The following is a 19,104-nucleotide window of genomic DNA, read 5'->3' as shown; positions in this document are numbered from 1 at the left end:
TCCTATTATTTATTCAGAAAACAAGTTCAGCAGATAATCAGGATTATATTCCATGACGAACTCTATATCTCTGGCAGGTGAGAATGGTGTCATTTTTACATGGAATTTAACAATCCCGTCCATCAATGACGTAATCGTGTTTTCAGATTGATCAAAGGTAACAACACCACCTGCAATATCCTGATTACCTGTGAGGCCGTTAAGCCAAATATTCGCACTTGTAACAATCGATTCAATTAATCGACGGTTTGCAGGATTGTCTATTTTTGACCAATGCGAAAGAATTAACGTATTACCCACCCAGTTAAACATACGTCGGCAAACACGAAATGCGTCTTTGGGGTCTGTAGATGTTGGATAAATAGCATTACGGTTTCCCCATGATTTCCAACCATCAAAATTAAGGCTTGTTACAATCCCCTGTCCATTTAAGTAGTTTGCCTGGCTAATGTTAAGCCATACTTCACTGCCATCTTTACGTACAGCACCGTCCATCTGTAGTTTTATATTTGACGGAGAACGTGATGGAATATCACCATACTGACTATCCAGCAAGCATGTTGCGGCCGCTAAATGGGTTGAGTGATGGTAAATATTGTCACCAAGTTTCACCATCGGCCAGCACACTGTCTGGTTAGCGGCCATGTGATTATTGTTCTGTTTCCATTCAGGAACAGCCGAGTAATCACTGATAGTAGATTTATCGGTCGGTGCATCAGTTATGGCTTCTGCTTTGAACAATTCACTAATCAACGCGGCTTTAGCCGCCATTAGCTGACCAACTTCACTATCAGAACTAAATCCAGGCGCAATCACTTGTCCAGGAACCAACTTGAAGCGGGGATACACATCAGACAGTAACTCAAGCCCTGTATTGGCTTTAGTGTTGGAATCCACACCACCGATAATGTCATTTTTAGTTACGGCACCGGGATCAAGATGCGTATAACTAACCTTAAGAGTAGCGTCTTTTTCGGTAATTTTTCCTCCGCTAATAGCGGTAATGACCGTATAGCCATTATCATCCAGCGCCAGCACATAATCGGTGTCAACCGTTAATCCTGCCGAATCACCATCTGCTTTTTTCACAACAACAGATTTATATAAGACACCATCGTTAGAGAGCGTACCTTTCCCGCCAGAAAGTTTTACTACCTCATCAGTTACGTCTTTCTTATGCTTTGCTGGATCAAGCACATTAATAAATACAACTGGCGCAACACCATATATTCCAAATGCGACTTTAATTACTTCGCTTAAAGTATATTTCTCGAAGTTTGTGCTATATCCTATTTTAGATACGGCCTCTGCGTATGTATAAGCAATGATAGGTTTATTTACCGCTGAGGCTGGATCTTCTAACTGATTAACAGGAGCTGTACCAAATGCGACAATCAACCCAGCACTAACTTGTACTGGAGGAGTTATAGATGTAGCCAGCTCAGATATATAAATACCGTGGCGATATCCCATTATTTAATCTCCATGATAGAAGAAGAAACTCTAGAGTACATTACATACTCGACACTGGTTTTATCAGAAAGTCTTTTTTCTGCATCTGCAAAATCACTGGTTGCCACAAACAAACACTTTGCACCAGGAATATGTGATATTAATTTTTTACACTCTGGAGATAAACCATTCTTAAATAGTTTATGCTTCAAAATTGAGAGTTGAGGGATTGTTGGTCCTATATATACAAATGTTTGAGCAACATCTTCCTTCTTTTCTATATCTTCTTTACTACTTTTCTTATTAGCCATTTAGATAAACTCCTGAGACTGAATATTCTGAGGCTTTAATACTAGCCACGTTCCAGTTGCTTCCGTTATCCAATATGGATATGGTTGATCATCAAACATTCGCCATCTGATATCACCCTGAAAGAGAAATTTCTCTTCAAGTAAAGGCTTCTCCTGAAAATGAAACATCATCCTTTCAAGAAGAGCCATTACCCATTCATATCCAGTATGGTCCTCACAAAAACCACCTAGAAGAAACTTAACCTTAACTTCATCCGTTTCAGGCTGCATTCCTCCTTCCGTGGGCCTGATAATCACATGAGGAAATTCTGGCGGTTTATCTGGAGATGGTTGTGATTTAGGAGGCAAGTACCCTTTAAATATTGTTGGAACAAACAATTTAATATCGCTGTCTGTTTCATCATAAGGAGGCCCCTGCACTAATAAATCATGGAAAACCTCATGTTCCAACCGATTTTTTATTGCATCTATCAAAAGATTAATCAAATCGGCATTCCTCTGTTAGTATTAACAGTGAGAGTTATTTCCAATACACCAACATTATCTGATACTTCATCAATAATATAATTTTTACCGTTGATTTTCATTGACTGGTCTTTGACAGGGAGAACAGGAAAATCTTTTCTTGAAACAAATAATATTATTTGCCCCTGATTTATTCCCTCTGCAAACTCAGCATATGAGCGTTTATTCCGCTCATGAATAAGGTCTGTATCAATAACGGCAAGGATATCCTTGCCGTCTATGTTATATGTATCGGCAAACTCTTTTTCATTGAGGAATATTGCAGAAATATCTTGCGCTATAACCTCTTTGAAGGAGTTCATTACTTCTTATTACCTTTTTTTTGCGTTGATTTTTTCGCATTACTGGTATCAGAAGTAGCTACAGATTCAGATGAATCATCAGCAACCGTTTCCTCATTGCCGCCATCATCCTCAAACTCAACCTCGAATACACAGCTACCCGCCTCCGTTCGCGTAATCAACCCCGCGTCCACAGCATCATTAACAGCAGATGCGTATCCATGCTCAAAAGCTAACTTAGCAGCATCATAGCCCCCGGCCGATGCCAAATCACCATCCTCTTCGGTGGCAATAGCATGTCCTGACGCAATCAGTTCGGCAATTCTGGAGTTATCCATTAGCCCATTAAGCAAACGGCCCGCTTTTAGCGAGCCGTGGCTTATCGTATCAATGTTTTTAATCAGTCTGGCCATTTAAACCACCTTAGCCACCAGATAGGCATCAGCCACACCAGGATTAGGCAGTGGAGATGACTTCATGGCAACATAACGGCCAGCCGGCTTACGAGTTACCCAGGTGTCTGGAACTCGTGGTGACTCAACAATCGTTAGAGTCTTTTCGGCGTCATCTACAAGCTCTACAGCACCATACAGCATCGTTCCTCGACCAGGAGAGCCAAAGAGGATCTTATCTTCCGGTACTAATGGTTCTGGTTTTCCTGTTTTATCATTGCGAATAAGTTCGTCGTAACCATAAAAATCGACACCTTCAAGATTGCCATAATGAGTTACGCCTTCTTCTAACTCCTTAGGCTCAATATACCCAAGCTCTTTTCGGCGATTATCAAGATATTTAGTTACTGCTTCATTTTTAACGAAAGCATCAACAACTTTTGCGCCCATTACGGCAACACGAGGTGTAAAACCTGAAGTTAGTGATACCCGACGTTTCCAGTTGCGAACATTGACCAACGGATCTGATTTTGCAGCACTCCATAAATCATCACCTGTCAGTTCAAGATATGGTTTATCTCCTTCCTCTTCAGGCCAAAAATAAACTGTGTCATCCACACCTTCACCAACAATATCAACCTGCCCCGTAAACAAGACTTGTGCACACATCCATTCTTCACGGCGGTTAACCATTTCATCAAGCTCAAGCAAATCTTTACCTAATTGCTCGGCGGCTCGTTCTGCTGGCGATTTTGCGTTGTAAATATTCTCACCCGGAAGCCTGTTTAAAAGCAGCTCTGCTGTTGTTACCAAATCAGGTGCAACAAGTGGTGGCTCCAGAGTTCTCGTTACAAAGCCGCGTCGCTCAACGGTTTTTGAGCCAAAACCTTTACCAACAAACGGAGCCATAGTACGGCCACCGCGAACAAAATCCAGATCAACTTTCTTTGTATTAAAGGTCTGAACACCAGGAAAAAAGGTACGAAGAAGAAAACGACGAGCCTTGAAATTCTGAATAACAGGCTCAAGCATTGTACGTCGTTCAAAAATATCAATATTCGGCATAAAAATACGACCTCTTTATATTATGCAGATGGATTTTGTTGTGCGGTGTTAAGGAATATCCCAACCTTCCGGCAAGCCAGATATACATCGGCAATCTTTGCTGATTCAGGAAGGATAACCGCATGTGCATTGAACATTCCGGTCAGCCATGCTGTTCCAACTTGCGCTGAATCAGTCGCATCAATACTGTGTTGAGCGATACAATACGGTTCTTTTGCCACCCCCTCACCAGAGAGATTTATTGGTGCTACAGTGACAACATTTGTTGTCTGATCAATACTGACAAAAGCAAGCAACTCACCTCGATTTACTTTACCGCTGGCAAGTTTAATACTTGTTGTAATTGCTGGCATACCACCAGAAATAATCAGATTATCTGGTTCAAATGAAAAAGACTCTCGCATAAACTCACCTTAATTTTTATCGCGGTTTTTAAATACTGACCCAATAACATTTTTTACTACTTCAGCTTGTTTATCTCCGTTGTTTTCTGGTTGATTAACATCAACTGAATCATTCACCTCATTTGCGTCTTCTTGCCGTTGATTAAGAAAGTTTTTGTTACGCGCTCGCTCTGCATTCATAATTTCCAAAGCAAGTTCAGCCGCAGAAACTCCCGTTTTGAATTTTGCATTCTTAACCAGGTCGTCATGACCTGGAATCACGCTATTCTCGATTGTTTCAATGCGCTCGCGTTCTGATTTAACGCCCTCGTCTTTACCAGCATTAAAAACCTGATTGTATAATTCTGGATGTTTATTTTTTAATTCATCAAGAGTCACAACATCGTCCTCATTTTGTTCATTTAATTCAGTAGATAATTCATTTTTATTTTGTGGCAACTTTGCGAGCGAATCAGGTAATTTTGAAAACCTTGATGCTTCAAAAGTTATTCCATTGAGCGAAAGCATCCCTTCCTTTATAGAAGCGGATAAGCGCATTGGTTTTTCAACTTCGTCAGCAAATCCAAGCTCTACAGCCTCTTCTGCATTTAGCCATGTTTCCTGATCCATTAGTTCAATTAATTTATCCTCAGAAAGCCCTGTTTTCTCCTTATATGCAGATAAAATACTATCTCGTATCTTATCCATCATCTCAGCAATATCACGTAGTTCATCCGCATCACCAGCAGCAAATGTCCACGGATTATGGATCATCATCATAGCATTAGATGGGATAACAACTTTATCACCTGCCATTGCAATAATGGTTGCAGCCGATGCAGCAATACCATCAATATAAACAGTAATATTAGCCTTATGACGTTTTAATGAAGAAAGAATAGCTTGAGCAGTAAAAACAGAACCACCATAACTATTAATTTTTACGTTGATAGCATTTGATGATATATCCTTTAATTTATTAACTATGTCAGAAGAAGAAACCTCATCAAATTCGCCAATATATCCGTAGATTAAAAGTTCAGCCGGAGAGTCATCTTCACCCGTGCTATTTTTTATTTCCCACCAATTAGGCATCATCTGTCTCCATATTTTGTTCATTTACCTCAGAAACAGGAGGCGTAATCAGCCCCAACTCACGGCGAGCATTCTCTTCTCTGCCACAAATTTGTGCGGTTTCTTCCCAGTTAAGACCTGACATTTCAGCCGCTTCCTTTTCACGGGTAGAGAATGTTTCCTCAACACGCAGTTTTGCAGCTTTGACTTCTTTAAGGGGATCTAATTGGCCTTGTGATGGGCCATACCATTGAGCGCCACTCCATGCAGCGCGATATTCAGGCCCATAAAAAAAACCAGGGGCAATAACACGACCTTTAGCAACGGCTTCGGCCAACCATTCCTCATAGATCGGTTGGCAAAATGACTGAACCATCCAGTCACGTCGCATACGGAACATTTTCCAGGCTTCAAGTAATGCGGCCCTGCTTGCGCTATAACTTGCTGTAAAATGCTTTACCAAGAGTTCGTAAGGGAGTTCTAAAGCAGCCCCAATTTGACGGCATATGGCGACAACAAAACCATCAAATGCCGTATTTGGTCGCCCGGGATTTGCTGTATCTATCGACTCACCTTCACCCAAACTTACTATGGAGCCATTCCCCATTTCTTGGGTGTTATCATCATGGTTATCGATCTGCTCGTACTGAGGGATACCCGATTCACCGACTGGTCCATCAGGAGCGTCTGTTTTAATAAAGACAGTAAACATCCCTGACACAACCGCAGCAACCAATTCAGCATCGGTGTATCGTCCTAACTGCTTCAATGCTTCAATAACAGGAGCAAGGACAGGAACGCCACGACGTTGCCCAGGCCTTTCAAAATCCTGCATGACATGCAGAATATTTCTTCTTCCTGTTTTACTCCCATATGCGGGAATACGTTCCCACTTGCGGGTTACAAAACCAGAAGTCCCGGCTGGGTGATGTTTTGCAACCCAGTACGCCACAGGCTCGCTAAATTCACCAACCTCTACGCCACCGTAAAGATTTGGTATAAAACGATCCTCTGGATTGCAAACACGATCACCTTCAATTAAATAGACGCACAAATCATATATAACACCCTTACGCTTAATAACTGGTAGCGCAGCAAATATATCGCCAGATGTTAACGCAGATATTTGGACCAATGATTGCAATTGTCCAAAAGTACACATTCTTGATGCATCACAATTTGGAGAATCAGCCCATAATCTAAACTCACGCTCAACATGCTTTTCCCATGCTCGCGCTTCTTCCTGCGTCATCCCCAAGAAATCGGCATCAATGTTCGCATTTAGTTTTAAACCGGAACCAACAACGTTTGTCCTGATAGTTTTTATTGCGCCAACCGATAGCGGGTTTCCCATGAAGAGATCACGAGAACGCTCACGCAATTTATCTATATTTTTAACAATATCATCATCAGGAGAACCAGCTTTACTAAACCAACCCCTTAATGATTTTTTATGAGTGCTTGCACCATGACGTGAATATCCAAGGTTATTAATACCTTCAAGTGCTTCTAACCGTTTTCTTGCCAAAGCTCGATTTAATGCCCTCTGAGGTGAAAACGGCGCAATAACTCGATCAAGAATATTCATAAATCTCTTATCACCACTCGTTTAATTCGTGGGCCTCGGCGTATACCTGCTGATAATCTTTCTACTTCATTACGCCAGTAATCCATCTCTTTTCTGACTTCTGATAAATCCGCACGAGTTAACTGCCGCGTACCAAATTTATATGACTGACCGCCAATAGCAATAGCGCGATATGCTTCCCGCCAGACAGATAACATCTCTCTGGCTTCAGTCAGAGAAAATGCTTCATTGTTCATTTATATTTCCTCTATATGGTTACGCCTTTACTTATAACTCTACGGCGTCTTCTACGTATACCTGACGAGTTCTGCACATACACATTACCTCGCATTTCCTGTTCGGCAAGCCAGTTAAAATTAGGGTTCAGAATTTCCATCGCGGCAGTTGCATAGTTACGGCAATCAAGAGGCTCGTTACGCTCGTAGACTTTCACCCACTTTTCTTTTGTCTGCCCATTTTTATATTCAAATATTTTCTTCTCTGATAATAATCCTTTAAAGTATTCGGTATCATATCCTCTGTCAGAATCTAATGGGAAATGCATATAACCAGGACCAGGATCATGTAGTTTAATTCTTGCCATGATGGTCCCTTTACCATCATCAACCCCCAAATTAAACAACATAGCACCCACACGGTTATTATTACTTGGCTTTCCTATAAATGGTAAACCTACCCCACCACGCCCCCTGATAGAGTATATTCGCCTTGATTCTCTCGGCTTAGTAAAGCGATATACCTCTGTCGTAAAATGCCCACCAGAGTCAATACAAACGGAAGAAATCTGTAATTTTCGACCGTCACGGAATGACCAGCTACGGAGTAAGTATTCATCAAGTTGTTTCCAGACAACATCTTGTGCGGGATCACCTGGGAATATTTTATATTCTATCCCCCATGACTCCTTACCTTTTCCCCAACCGACCAATTCACAAACTAAATACGTGTCCTGTACGTCAACACCAGCACTTAACAATAAAACATCATCTGGTAAAAACTCTTCAAACCTTATTCTGCGTTGCAACAAGTATTCAGGATCGATATCGTCTTTAGCATCCTCTTTCCATGGCTCACCCAGCTTAAGGTTAATAAACTCCATTAATCCATTTTTATCGCGGTTTCTGGTTGCTTCCGTAAATTCTTCAACCAGCTCTGACAATGCAACCCACGGGGAGTAAAGACTGTTAATATGAAAACCAACAATACCTTTAACTCCAGTATGTTCAGCTATCCATACCCCCTTCGCCAACCAATCAACGTCTGGTTTACCAGATCCGCGCATAATCCCGCCGCACTCACAGCACTCATATCTGGCCGTTTCCGGTAACGCCTCACCTGAATCGCTCTTATCCCATCTGACTTGCGACCATTTCATCACCTGCATGGTGCCACAACATGGGCAAGGAACATGGTAGTAACGCTGATCGGAGAGCTTAAACCACTTGTGGATTTTGCTCGTTTCCTCCAAAACAGGAGTAGAAACAAAAACTTTCTTACGATTATGAAAGTTGGTAGTACGCTGAATACCTAGTTTTAGTGGGTCGCCCTCCTGCGTCACACCGTAACGATCAATCTCATCAGCTAACAGTATTCGAATTGGCCTGGATGCAAGACCTGCTGGGGAATTAGCACCAACAAGTGCTATATATCCACCAGCGTAATGCTTCATACGTATAGTCGTGCTGGACTTTTTGGCTGCACCGCGCCCCTCTTTCCCTTCATGCAGCTTGTGTTTCAAACCAGGGGAATATTTGAACGTCGGATCAATACGCTCTTTTGAAAAAGCCTCAGCCGCCTCTACCGTTGGATAAATCATCAACTGAGGAGATGGCTCCTGATCTGCAAAGTAACCCATAACATTTAGCTGTAATTCGGATTTACCAATTTGCGAGCTACATTGCATCACTACTGTTTCTGTATCAGCGTCACCAATAACATCCATTGGTTCACGCAAATATGGCACTCGGCTTGTACGCCACGGCCCTGGCTCTGGAGACGTTCCCGGCGCTACATGACGATACTTATCAGCCCATTCGGAAACAGTTAGCCGTGATTTAGGGCGAAGCGCACGGAAAAAAGCGGTGCTCCATACTGTTTCGCCCATGAGGTTTATTCTTCCTGCTTAATAAATCGGGATTCCTGGAGCGCCTGAAGCGCAAAATTAATCTCGTCTTCAATAATGCGTTCGATCTCCCTGGCTGTTTTGCCTTCACAACGGGGAGCTGCTCTTGGAGCAATACTAAATAAGCGGCTACGCAATTCATTAGCTGCCAGAAATGCATCATCCCTGACCGCATCTTTAGCGATGAGAGAGCCTTCCTTTTCTTCAAATTCAAGGCGTTTCAGCTTTGCCTGATAAATTTTTTCTGCGGTCTTAGCCTTGTTGAATTGCACCGCAACACCGGAAGTACCACCAGCTAATCCGGCATCATCAGCGGGTAACTCTGGTTGTTCCGAAGATATCCCATGCCCTCTTTTTCCATTTTCAGCAGATACCTCACGACCAACCTGTCGGCTCGCTTCATAAGCCGCACTGGCTTTATCAAAATCCAGCTTGCCGCTTTTCAGCACTGGAATGCGACCGGAACGACAGAGCTTCGTAACCATTGCCGGAGAAATACCTTTCCGGCGAGCAAACTCTGACTTACTGACGATGGCCATTACTTGCAACCATTAGCAAGATACTGAACAAATCCCTCATGCGTTTCATGCGCGTCGTGGTACTGACGATAAACATCCAGCAACAATGCAATTTCCATATCCGTCGCGGGAATACGTTCTTTATCAATAGCCAGGTACTTAATTTGAACAACAGGGGAAGAATTATCGTCTTCTTCCTGCGGCTGTTCATCGCTTAACATTTCGTCAAGCTCTGCATCATTAAACCCAAGCAGATCAATATCAAAATCATCATCCATTAACTCTTTGACTTCTTCGGCCAGAAGCTGCATATCCCAGCCAGCATTTAAGGCCAGCTTGTTATCTGCAATCCTGTAAGCCTTCTTCTGTTTTTCAGAAAGGTTACTCAACCGAATCGCCGGAACTTTATCCATTTCCAGAATTTCGGCTGCTGCAAGCCGACCATGCCCCGCAATCAGTTCATTCTTTTCATCGATCAGCACAGGATTAGTGAAACCGAACTCACGGATACTGTTCACCAACTGTTCAACCTGCTCATCTGAATGAGTCCGTGAATTTTTGGCGTATCTGAGCAGCTTACCGACTGGTAAATATTCGATTTTTAGAGCCATTTTTTAACCGCCATAACACAACAGGTTAAAGAAAACTGTTTAACTTATTGATACTAAAAGAGAAAAATGACGATCTTTTTACTCATAAAAAATCACACAAACCAGCATAATCATCTGATTTTATTAAGTTTTTATAAGTAAAAAGGATCTTGAGATGGTGTTTTGGTTAAAAGATTGGATGTATTTGCATGATTTATAACGATTTTTATCAGAACAACATCACATTGGTTAAAGATCTGCGCGTATCTTGATGATCTAAAAGAAAATTTTCTACTTTCTTTTTACCAGCACAAATACAGCAAAAAATCACGTTTTCCCGATATTTTTCAATGAGATGAGTAAATTTCTTTTACCGCAACTTTTAACCTAACTTTTTTCACGTTTAGCTAGCCGAACATCGGGGTTCGAATGACCCGCATCCAACGCTTTTGGCCAGAAGGACCCAATTCTGCCGGACGATGAAACGATGCTCGTGCTCCCCCACAGACAGCCAGCGAGCGACGCTACAGAACACAGTGAATACACTCTGCATAACAAGATGATTAACGAGAGAAGGTCTTAGAAAGAATGTCATCAATAGCCTTTGTGACTTCATCAGCAAACGCATCCTCACCAGCACGCAGCGCCACGCCATGCCAATCAAGACGCTGCGAATAGTTAGGTTGCTGGATAAACGTAAGGATCAACGTAGGACGCCGCCCAACGCGCTGCCAGACGCCTGGTTGAAGCGGGTTACTTGTACCAGGTCGAACAACAAAAAACTCCGTAGACTTGCCCTGACGGCGATTTTGATGCGCATCTCGCTGAACTCTTAGGCCAGATAAGACCTGCTGTAATTGCCCCCGCGAAATATTCCCGTATTTGTCCAGCTTTGCGCCGGGACCAGGAGCAAGCTGCCAGCCGTTAGGCAAATATCCACCAGCCCTTAGCGCCCCTTCTGAGCGTTTGTACTGTCGTTGGCCACCTTCGATTTGCGGAGTCAACGTTACAGGGGCTGGCGTTCCTCCCCATTCACGAGCATACACAATGGCTGTAGGATCACTCTTCTTTGCGGCCAAAACGTAAGTAGAGTTCTGAATCCACGGCGTGGGCCTGTCAAATACCCGATTAATTTCATTCTTAATCGCAGCCTGAGAAGCCTTTGCCGTTCTGGTTGCCGCAAGCGCCATTGCGAACGGCAATTCGCGTTCTTCAAGGCGCTGGAGTTGTCGTTGAATATCCTGAGAAGAAAAATCCATCTTTATCTCAATTCTGTCAGCCACCAGCGCCTCCTACACACTACTTAATCAACGGCCGGAAAGCCGCCAGCACATCATCAGATCGTCCGATTGTTGAACCACCAGGCAACGGCAACTCAAACTCAAAACGAACAGCTTTCTCCAGACTCGCCCAACTAAGGGAATCATCGTTAATGACGTGCAAATACCAGCTCTTACAGTTGAATATTGACCGCTTAATCCTGAAACCATGTACACGACACAACTGCTTCACTTCATCATCAGAGTGAAACTTCTGGTAAAACCAGTGCCCCTTCCGGTACAACGCGGTAAAACCGTTATGATCAATAAAATAAAGCCGGCTTTTGGAACTCGCCGCTTGTGTTTGCTTCAGGACTGTTTCCAGCTCTCCACGGCTACGACCAGAAAAGAATATTGACCCACCAGCTTTACACAGGCCTTTCAGAACCGTCAGAACGGACCATTCAGCCTCGACACTATCGACCGAGTTCAAAACGCTATCGCAAATCACGTAGTCGTAACGCCCTCGCGTTTTTAAGTCGTCCACCAGCGTATCAATCATTCGGTTTGTTGCAGCCCTATCCAGAGTGTTTCCAGCGCCCTTACGGCGGAAAAGCTCGAGATCATGCAGGTTATATCCCTTTGCCCTGAGCATTCGCGCGTAGTCTCCCTGCCCCGAACCAAAATCAATTCCTCTTGGCGTCTTAGCAATGATCGGGAGGATCAACGACTCATACAGATTTGATTTCAGGCTGCCACCATTACGCAACCGCATAAGCTGCGCATACGTCTGGATGTATGTTGTTTTCTCCAGATGAGAATACTCAAATACACCATAAGTTTTATTCAGATAACTTTGGTATTTTTCCTTCTCAACATCAGGGATCACAAACACCGTTAGCGGTGTGCGCGTCATTTTCGCTGCTAATGCATACTGAGCACAGTGAATAACCTCACCAGACTGAGTAGCAACACAACCACCCCACGGACCATACTTGATAACCAGTTCCGCTATGTTCTTTCGAACATATGCCATTTTCGCGCGCATATTGCCTGAGATCTGGCTTGCCGATACCTGAACAAAACCATGCTTATCTTCCAGACCGGACACCCTGCAACGCTCATCTCCGCTATCAAAATCCGTTCCGTTATGCAGTTGGTTAAACCGTACTTCGTCGTATACCGTCGTTTCACAGGGCAACACATACACCGCAGCACGCGTTATTCCCAATTTACGTAGCGCCTTCGTCCTTTGGTGTCCCGCCACCAGCAAATCGCCGCGCACTATCAATGGCTTCACAAGCCCCAGCTCCCTGACGCTTTCCGCCAGCCTCGCAAGATCATCCTCACCGATAAAACGCGGGTTATATTCCGCGCCGCGTAGGTGCGTTATGTCGTAATTGAGGTGAAGCATCAGCACACCTCCCCAGCCAGCAATGCGGATACAAATCCGATATAGCTGCCATTATCATCAACATAACGAGACACCGCGCAGTCAAAACGATCCGCTTCCTCATCCGTTGCCGGGATTTTATGACCTCCAAATGACAGGTACTGAACTTTTACGCCTGATTTGGCCTCATCCTTCTCAAATGGGATATCCATACCTTCTGTGTCATCGTAGACCGCCACACTCAATAAGTTATCCAGTTCGCGCTGAGTAAAACCAATTGAGTCCAGAGCAAAATCATCGGCCGCAAGATCTGCAAGCTCCGCGCTTAACAACTCTTCATCCCAACCAGCATTCAGCGGAATACGGTTGTCGGCCAGACGATATGCCTTCTTCTGATTCTCCGTTAGCCCAGCCAGAACAATGCAGGGAACATCATCCATCCCCAACTGAGTGGCCGCAGCAATTCGACCATGACCAGCAATTACAACGTTGTTCTCGTCTATCAGGATCGGATTAGTCCATCCGTACTCCTGTATGCTGGCAACAATCTGATCTACCTGCTCCACGGAGTGTGTGCGAGCGTTCTTTTCATAACCAATCAACACAGAAAGTGGTAAAGAAACCACATTAAGTTGTTTTGTCATGCCGTTTATCCGCTAAAATCCCCTCGCTTGTGCAAGCAAGTGGGCCTCGGTTTGTATCCACGGCACCCTGTGGGTATGAATGACTGTCGTCAGGTCGCAACTGACGGCGGTCGCCCACCTTCCAGTAATAAAAAAGCCACCAGCATTAACTCCACAATGAGCTGGAGTTAATGAGGCAGCTTTGGTTTGCGCATTATCGCAGCCCCTGATAAGCACAAGAGCTGCTGTAATGCGTTACTCTGGTATCAAACAGATGTGGCCGTTATTTACCTCAATGCGAGAGTATCTCGGCTTACCATCCACGATTCCGGTAATGACAAGTTCGCCATCAGGCGACCATTCTTCTTTGTCGTCTTCAAGTACCGCGCCTTCTGGCAGATCAATACAGGCAAAAACAGGACAGCCAGGATGACGTTTATCCTCCATCGCAATCAGCATCGACTCACCGAACCACTCTGTAGTAGCACGGCCATCAGCCGCCTGATAGTGAATCAGATACTGGTTTTCGCCATTTGCATACTGAGCACGGGCTTGAACTTCTCCCCATTCGTCACTGATACGCATTGTTACCAGTTGGGATAATTCAAACTTAAACGGAACAGACTCTGCACCAATAGATATCGGTGAGTTTTCTCGCTGCTCTGGACCTTCACGCTTCACAATTTGAACATCTTTGACGAGCCAATCACCTGTGTTATCTACTTTTCGATACTCATCGGTATCAGGTAACTCAATAACACTCATCCCATCCGGGCAAAGCAACGATACATCTTTCGAAACACTGCGGATAATGCCGTTATTGTCATACATCATCTTTAAAGTGTGAGGCTGAAATTTCTTCTGCTCCTCATACCAATTTCTTCCGTCTTCAGTAAAAAGCGGTAGCACATCTGGATGTTTGCCGCGGGGATCAATAAGCGGCGCACTGATATTTTTTAAATGCATCATATAAATAACCCTACATCTATCTCATTGACTTGAATGAAACGCACCCTGACCGCAATTGCTCCCGCTTACGCCGAAAAGCTCTCTGCGCCACTAAGATGCGCCACAGGACACCAGCAATAACCACCAGCGAGATACAAAAACACACGGCCACAACCATCAGAAAAATGCCAACACCATTCATGAAACTATCCATTCTTCAATGAATATCTCCAGTAATGTCAAGAGATACGCCGTCCCCAGCGCGGTTCCTACCGATATAGCTAAAACAAACCTCAAAGATAACGAGGTGTCTTTCGCTTTTCTCCAGACGTAAGCGCCAGCCAGAAATACCAACAAATCTCTTATTGGAAGCGGAAACCAGAACAAATCACTCGGCAAGTCCACGGTTATATCCTTCCATTCATTTTTATCGGATGACCAGATAGCCTTACGCAGTTGAGCTGTAAAGCTCCGGTATCAACTAAATAATCAACTAACATGATTAGAGATTCATATTCAGCCAGATAGCTAACCTGACGCATTCGACCGCCGTTGTTCTCCAGAATGTCGGCCACCTTTGCAGCCAACTCGCTTAGACAGGAGAACTTATTCCCATATATCGTTTTATACTCGCGCTTCTGGCATTCTTCGGCTTGCGGCTGGTTATCGAGAGCTATCAGCGACCGATAACTATCAAGGAAGTCCACAATCTCATTCAGGCACTCTTTGGCTGCCTCATCGTGACTTTTTCCGTATGCTTCATGGAGGACTTTCATCCTCATCATTGCTCCGTCACACATAATCGAAAGCGCGTAAAGCACATCACTAATCGCCATTTCTTTTTTGGTGCTTGTCGAAGGCATCCCATGTTCTCCTTTGTCTGGATGTAAAAAAGCCCCGGCAATTGCCGAGGCTCGTTGTTCGTTATCGTTACGGTTTAATGCTCGCGTCGTCCGGCGACAACTTCGGATTTGTATTTCAGGTCGCCCAGCAAGAATTGCAGTTTAAGCATCTTTGCCGCCGTGTAGTTCCCTGATTCCACAACCTCTTTCATGAGGTCATAAACGGCCGCTACATCATCAGCCAGGAACTCTTTGCGTTGCTGCTCAGTCGCACGTTTGAAGGAAATACGCATCACTCATCATCTCCTGCCGCACATACAACCTCACAAAAAACATCAGCGGAATGTTTCTTTTTGAATGAATGGCGCTCAAAACCGCACTCAATATCAGGCGCAAAAACATCCACCACATACGGTCTTTCAGAATGTTTGTTTTCCCAACGATAAACCGTAGTGACGTTGAAATGTTTTAACGCTTCACGGAACTCAACGCTGCCAGTCAGGTTTTTTGAGGTCAGGTATTGCAGGAGGTTTTTTACTACTTCACGGTCTTGTACTTTCATCGGGTTATCTCCGGTTTAACCAGGGCGGGTATCGCTCGGTTTCGGTTATAACCTTAGGAAATTTTTTCCCACCTGTAAAGCACTTTTTATATAAATCTATAATTATATAATTCTATGACACTTGCCAGAGAGCATCATGCAACTGGATACCTCCGTTGCACTGGTTGCCCCAGCCATGCCAGCCATCAGGTAAATCACCGCGAGCAAACAGCTCAATACGAGGAACATCACCTAACAGTCTTACCAGCTTGTCACGAACCACATCAGGCTTCCGTGAATGTTCCAGACGAGGCGATGTAAACGACTGAATGATCCCCGCATCAAGGCGAGTCGGCAGTTTGCCTTTTACCGCAAACAAGCAATCTTCACTGTTCGCACGAGTCATATGCCCCATCCCCATCACCAGCTTATCTGGCTGTCGGCTACCACATTTGTTCCATGTGAAGCCCTTCATGGTCATCAGCCTGAATCCCCATGCTTTCACCACCAGCAACGCTTCTTCTGGCTGAGTCGGAACCCACCACATGGCCAACAAACACGATTCAGGATTAGCAAGCTGCCAGACAGGAATACGAGCAATCTCCTCAGCTTTCATCGTTGGATACTTAAAACCAGCTCCACGATTCCCATCCTTACACTTGTCTTTGTATTCCCAGGGGGGATCTGCATAAATCAGATTAAACAATGCAATTGCCTCCATGTTAGTTGTGCCTCCGGCGCTTATCTCCGGCAGTCATAACGCTGGCCAGCTCTACAGCAAACACAACGAAAAGGGCACTAACCAGACTGATTAATGCCCTTGCCTGTTGTGTGCCGGATATCGCCCGACAACGCTGTTTTGGTAACACGGCTACAGTTCCGCGCCGCTCCAGCTTTTACCCCTTTGCGGATAACAGGCCCTGCCTGTAACTTAGCCCCACGTTCGCCCGAAATGCGCACCAGGCACGCATAAAGATGAGCACGAAGGAAGTAACTCCACCGCGCTTATCTTTATGTGTGAGAGTGAATTGGTGGCCCCTACCGGATTTGAACCGATGACCGTGCGATTATGAGTCGCCTGCTCTAACCACTGAGCTAAGGGGCCATATTTGATCTGTTTGTCTGGTGTGGCGCCGCGCACGAAAATCCCAGCCAATAAATTCAGGATTTTTGGGCGCGGCGGCATATCAGACAAACATGGTTGATGCATGCGCTAATGAGAAAAGCGCATAGAATGTTGTAACTATATATTTATATAATTATAGAAATATATATTACTTTGGACAGTTGATTTCCCATGCCCTGTTATGAGCCAGAATATCTTTCTTTGTCTGGCGGTCCATAACATCGATATCGTGATCAGTCAGGTAGATGGGCTTTACCCAATCACAGGCGGTATCAACCACCACCGGGACGCTTCCACGACTCCCGCAGCTCGCGATCAACATCGTCATCAGCCATATGGTTAACACTCTGCTGTACATTGCCCACCTCTTTTGTCACTTCTATACGCCGCTCCGCAGTGGCTTTTACGGCGGCTGCATTCTCATTAATGCGCTGCTTTTCAGCTTCATCTTCGGCCTTTTCTCGCCCCTTCATACGACCAAAACCAAACGCGCCGAATGCAACCAATATAATTGTGCCAATAAATGACAAAACGGCCTTCAAACCAGTCATACCACCACTCGCTCTTTCATCCAGCCGTAGACAAACGACTCATTCGCCTCGCGCTTCTCCGCCAACTCCAGATAGCGTTCGCCCTGCGTACAGTTCAGCGACGTCAGCATCACCCGTTCGCCGTCTTTTCCCCGATTCCCAAGATAAGCACGCAGCGCATTAATGGTACGTGGACCGATTCGTCCATCTGCATCCAAATCGGGATACAGCTTCCCACGCAGATTGAACACATTCAGCCAGCGTTGAAGCATTTTGGACGCCACTGTTGGCCCCATATTCACACCGGTATCACACAGCTCTGCGGCAATATCAGAGGATAATGCGGCCACCTGATCAAAGCGTGGTCCGTACCAGTAATCAGCCTCAAGGATTTCTAGTGCCTGTTCGCGGGTTAAATCGCGCATATCGCCACGGTATCCATGAGCACGGGCAGTGTTCTGAGTAATGCCCCACTTTGTTGGGCCTCCCTTGTCGTCAGGGTGATCCACATAGCCGCCCTCTTTTCCAAGAATGCTGTTAAAAATCTCATCTTTGGTCATGATTAAATCCTAATGCGTCAACTATCCGCGCCAGATTGCCCCTGAAATACAGAACAACGATGCAGATAATCAGATTTCCAATAACCACCAGCCAGTGGGATTCTTGATAAAGACCGAACACATAACGGAAGGGAACATTGGCGTATACAATGACGTAGATATAAGCCAGAAAGGAAACAAATGGACGATGCCTGGAGTCTTTCCGTCGATAAAGCATCAGCGCCATTACTATTACTGTGCAAAGCACCGCATTAATCAGTGCTGACGGGTCACTGCTTACCATTTGAACCCCCTCCACGTAAGCGGGAAAGCATTCCAAAGATGCTACCGAGATCCTGGCTGTTTACGAACGTGAGGATTTTAATTGTCAATGCAGCCACAATAACCGCACCAAGCGCATCAAGAGGTCGATCGTTGTAGCTGGTCCATTTGGCAAGAAATGAGCCAACTAACGGCGCTCCAATCACTCCAACAATGAACGATGTAAAGAAATAGCCAATCAGCTTGAGACGGCTAATATTCACCGCTGTAGCAACATAGAAAACAGCGCCAGCAAATGCCCCGAATACAACGCCGTAATCAATACCAGTTGCAATACCAAAAACGCTGGCACCCATCAGGCCACCAGCAGCAACGGCCGTACCGGAAATTGGTTCTGCTGACATTGAAATCCTCGTTAAAAAAAAAGCCCCGCCGAAAAAGGCAGGGCTTCATAAAGCAACAAATTACGCGGTAATCGCTTAACGCAGTTTTACTACGTTAAATGAAACACTACACCCAGTTACCACCTAAAACAAGGTTTTCCCATAAAAAAACCTTCATATCGTGGTTAATCGATCAATAAAAAAGCAATGTTCAACTTTTTACCAACCGAACATCCCGACCAGGACTTCCATAATATTCGCCGATATGCCACTGCTTAAGTTGAGTAATCTTCTCCAACTTAACTCCCATAGAGTCCAGTTTCTGCCATGTTTTCGG

At 44.6% G+C, this 19,104-nt stretch carries 25 protein-coding genes, 1 tRNA gene and 1 pseudogene; all 27 read right to left on the bottom strand.

The window, feature by feature from the left end; translation table 11 throughout:
* Positions 1-9 precede the first annotated feature (9 nt).
* Complete coding sequence (locus QUF14_RS28745; RefSeq protein ID WP_004105325.1) at positions 10-1,473, bottom strand: phage tail sheath family protein; 1,464 nt, start codon at positions 1,471-1,473, stop codon at positions 10-12.
* Positions 1,473-1,763 (bottom strand): hypothetical protein, encoded by a 291-nt coding sequence (locus QUF14_RS28740; RefSeq protein ID WP_001284547.1) that lies wholly within the window; start codon positions 1,761-1,763, stop codon positions 1,473-1,475. Before QUF14_RS28740 ends, QUF14_RS28745 begins: the two co-directional genes overlap by 1 nt.
* Positions 1,764-2,249, bottom strand: a complete 486-nt coding sequence (locus tag QUF14_RS28735) for a hypothetical protein (RefSeq protein WP_000609134.1) — start codon at positions 2,247-2,249, stop codon at positions 1,764-1,766.
* On the bottom strand, positions 2,246-2,590 hold the full coding sequence (locus tag QUF14_RS28730) for a hypothetical protein (protein WP_001673365.1): 345 nt from the start codon (positions 2,588-2,590) through the stop codon (positions 2,246-2,248). The genes QUF14_RS28735 and QUF14_RS28730 overlap by 4 nt, the downstream gene beginning before the upstream one ends.
* The gene (locus tag QUF14_RS28725; protein ID WP_000113177.1) at positions 2,590-2,982 is read right to left on the bottom strand and encodes a hypothetical protein; all 393 of its coding nucleotides are present in this window, start codon (positions 2,980-2,982) and stop codon (positions 2,590-2,592) included. The genes QUF14_RS28730 and QUF14_RS28725 overlap by 1 nt, the downstream gene beginning before the upstream one ends.
* A complete protein-coding gene (locus tag QUF14_RS28720; RefSeq protein ID WP_001523065.1) occupies positions 2,983-4,026 on the bottom strand; it encodes a major capsid protein in 1,044 nt (347 codons plus the stop codon).
* Between the two features lie 20 nt (positions 4,027-4,046).
* Entirely contained in the window at positions 4,047-4,430 is a 384-nt protein-coding gene (locus QUF14_RS28715) for a hypothetical protein (protein WP_001209256.1), read from the bottom strand.
* A 9-nt stretch (positions 4,431-4,439) separates the two neighbouring features.
* Entirely contained in the window at positions 4,440-5,504 is a 1,065-nt protein-coding gene (locus tag QUF14_RS28710) for a head maturation protease, ClpP-related (protein WP_001673364.1), read from the bottom strand.
* Positions 5,497-7,071, bottom strand: a complete 1,575-nt coding sequence (locus tag QUF14_RS28705; protein ID WP_001022885.1) for a phage portal protein — start codon at positions 7,069-7,071, stop codon at positions 5,497-5,499. Before QUF14_RS28705 ends, QUF14_RS28710 begins: the two co-directional genes overlap by 8 nt.
* Positions 7,068-7,307, bottom strand: a complete 240-nt coding sequence (locus QUF14_RS28700) for a DUF6148 family protein (protein WP_001058287.1) — start codon at positions 7,305-7,307, stop codon at positions 7,068-7,070. Before QUF14_RS28700 ends, QUF14_RS28705 begins: the two co-directional genes overlap by 4 nt.
* Positions 7,308-7,318: 11 nt before the next feature.
* Positions 7,319-9,175 (bottom strand): phage terminase large subunit family protein, encoded by a 1,857-nt coding sequence (locus tag QUF14_RS28695; protein ID WP_001406385.1) that lies wholly within the window; start codon positions 9,173-9,175, stop codon positions 7,319-7,321.
* A gap of 5 nt (positions 9,176-9,180) precedes the next feature.
* A complete protein-coding gene (locus QUF14_RS28690; protein WP_001019009.1) occupies positions 9,181-9,732 on the bottom strand; it encodes a hypothetical protein in 552 nt (183 codons plus the stop codon).
* Positions 9,732-10,322, bottom strand: a complete 591-nt coding sequence (locus QUF14_RS28685; protein WP_001185429.1) for a ParB/Srx family N-terminal domain-containing protein — start codon at positions 10,320-10,322, stop codon at positions 9,732-9,734. The genes QUF14_RS28690 and QUF14_RS28685 overlap by 1 nt, the downstream gene beginning before the upstream one ends.
* A 542-nt stretch (positions 10,323-10,864) precedes the next feature.
* Positions 10,865-11,584 (bottom strand): hypothetical protein, encoded by a 720-nt coding sequence (locus QUF14_RS28680; RefSeq protein ID WP_243040804.1) that lies wholly within the window; start codon positions 11,582-11,584, stop codon positions 10,865-10,867.
* A 16-nt stretch (positions 11,585-11,600) separates the two neighbouring features.
* A complete protein-coding gene (locus QUF14_RS28675) occupies positions 11,601-12,974 on the bottom strand; it encodes a methyltransferase domain-containing protein (protein ID WP_001443071.1) in 1,374 nt (457 codons plus the stop codon).
* Positions 12,974-13,597 carry a ParB/Srx family N-terminal domain-containing protein gene (locus QUF14_RS28670; protein WP_042038382.1) on the bottom strand — a complete coding sequence of 208 codons (624 nt, stop codon included), beginning with the start codon at positions 13,595-13,597 and terminating at the stop codon, positions 12,974-12,976. Before QUF14_RS28670 ends, QUF14_RS28675 begins: the two co-directional genes overlap by 1 nt.
* Positions 13,598-13,831: 234 nt before the next feature.
* Positions 13,832-14,257, bottom strand: a complete 426-nt coding sequence (locus QUF14_RS28665) for a hypothetical protein (RefSeq protein ID WP_042038411.1) — start codon at positions 14,255-14,257, stop codon at positions 13,832-13,834.
* Positions 14,258-14,542: pseudogene (locus QUF14_RS28660) on the bottom strand (tail fiber assembly protein); the annotation flags it as partial.
* Positions 14,543-14,931: 389 nt separating this feature from the next.
* Entirely contained in the window at positions 14,932-15,387 is a 456-nt protein-coding gene (locus QUF14_RS28655) for a hypothetical protein (protein WP_042038383.1), read from the bottom strand.
* A gap of 74 nt (positions 15,388-15,461) precedes the next feature.
* The gene (locus QUF14_RS28650; RefSeq protein ID WP_001222808.1) at positions 15,462-15,659 is read right to left on the bottom strand and encodes a hypothetical protein; all 198 of its coding nucleotides are present in this window, start codon (positions 15,657-15,659) and stop codon (positions 15,462-15,464) included.
* Positions 15,659-15,928 carry a hypothetical protein gene (locus tag QUF14_RS28645; RefSeq protein ID WP_001523045.1) on the bottom strand — a complete coding sequence of 90 codons (270 nt, stop codon included), beginning with the start codon at positions 15,926-15,928 and terminating at the stop codon, positions 15,659-15,661. Before QUF14_RS28645 ends, QUF14_RS28650 begins: the two co-directional genes overlap by 1 nt.
* Positions 15,929-16,040: 112 nt before the next feature.
* A complete protein-coding gene (locus QUF14_RS28640) occupies positions 16,041-16,628 on the bottom strand; it encodes an MT-A70 family methyltransferase (protein WP_023278667.1) in 588 nt (195 codons plus the stop codon).
* A 308-nt stretch (positions 16,629-16,936) separates the two neighbouring features.
* A tRNA-Ile gene (locus QUF14_RS28635) sits at positions 16,937-17,012 on the bottom strand.
* A 293-nt stretch (positions 17,013-17,305) separates the two neighbouring features.
* On the bottom strand, positions 17,306-17,584 hold the full coding sequence (locus tag QUF14_RS28630) for a hypothetical protein (RefSeq protein WP_000147212.1): 279 nt from the start codon (positions 17,582-17,584) through the stop codon (positions 17,306-17,308).
* Complete coding sequence (locus tag QUF14_RS28625; protein ID WP_024179329.1) at positions 17,581-18,126, bottom strand: glycoside hydrolase family 108 protein; 546 nt, start codon at positions 18,124-18,126, stop codon at positions 17,581-17,583. The genes QUF14_RS28630 and QUF14_RS28625 overlap by 4 nt, the downstream gene beginning before the upstream one ends.
* Positions 18,110-18,406, bottom strand: a complete 297-nt coding sequence (locus QUF14_RS28620; protein WP_000254764.1) for a phage holin family protein — start codon at positions 18,404-18,406, stop codon at positions 18,110-18,112. The genes QUF14_RS28625 and QUF14_RS28620 overlap by 17 nt, the downstream gene beginning before the upstream one ends.
* Entirely contained in the window at positions 18,393-18,788 is a 396-nt protein-coding gene (locus QUF14_RS28615) for a phage holin family protein (protein ID WP_001271967.1), read from the bottom strand. Before QUF14_RS28615 ends, QUF14_RS28620 begins: the two co-directional genes overlap by 14 nt.
* Between the last annotated feature and the right edge of the window lie 316 nt (positions 18,789-19,104).

It is taken from the genome of Escherichia sp. HH091_1A (genome assembly GCF_030295175.1).
Taxonomy (GTDB): Bacteria; Pseudomonadota; Gammaproteobacteria; order Enterobacterales; family Enterobacteriaceae; genus Escherichia; species Escherichia coli_F.
This window is presented reverse-complemented; position numbering and strand designations above follow the sequence as displayed.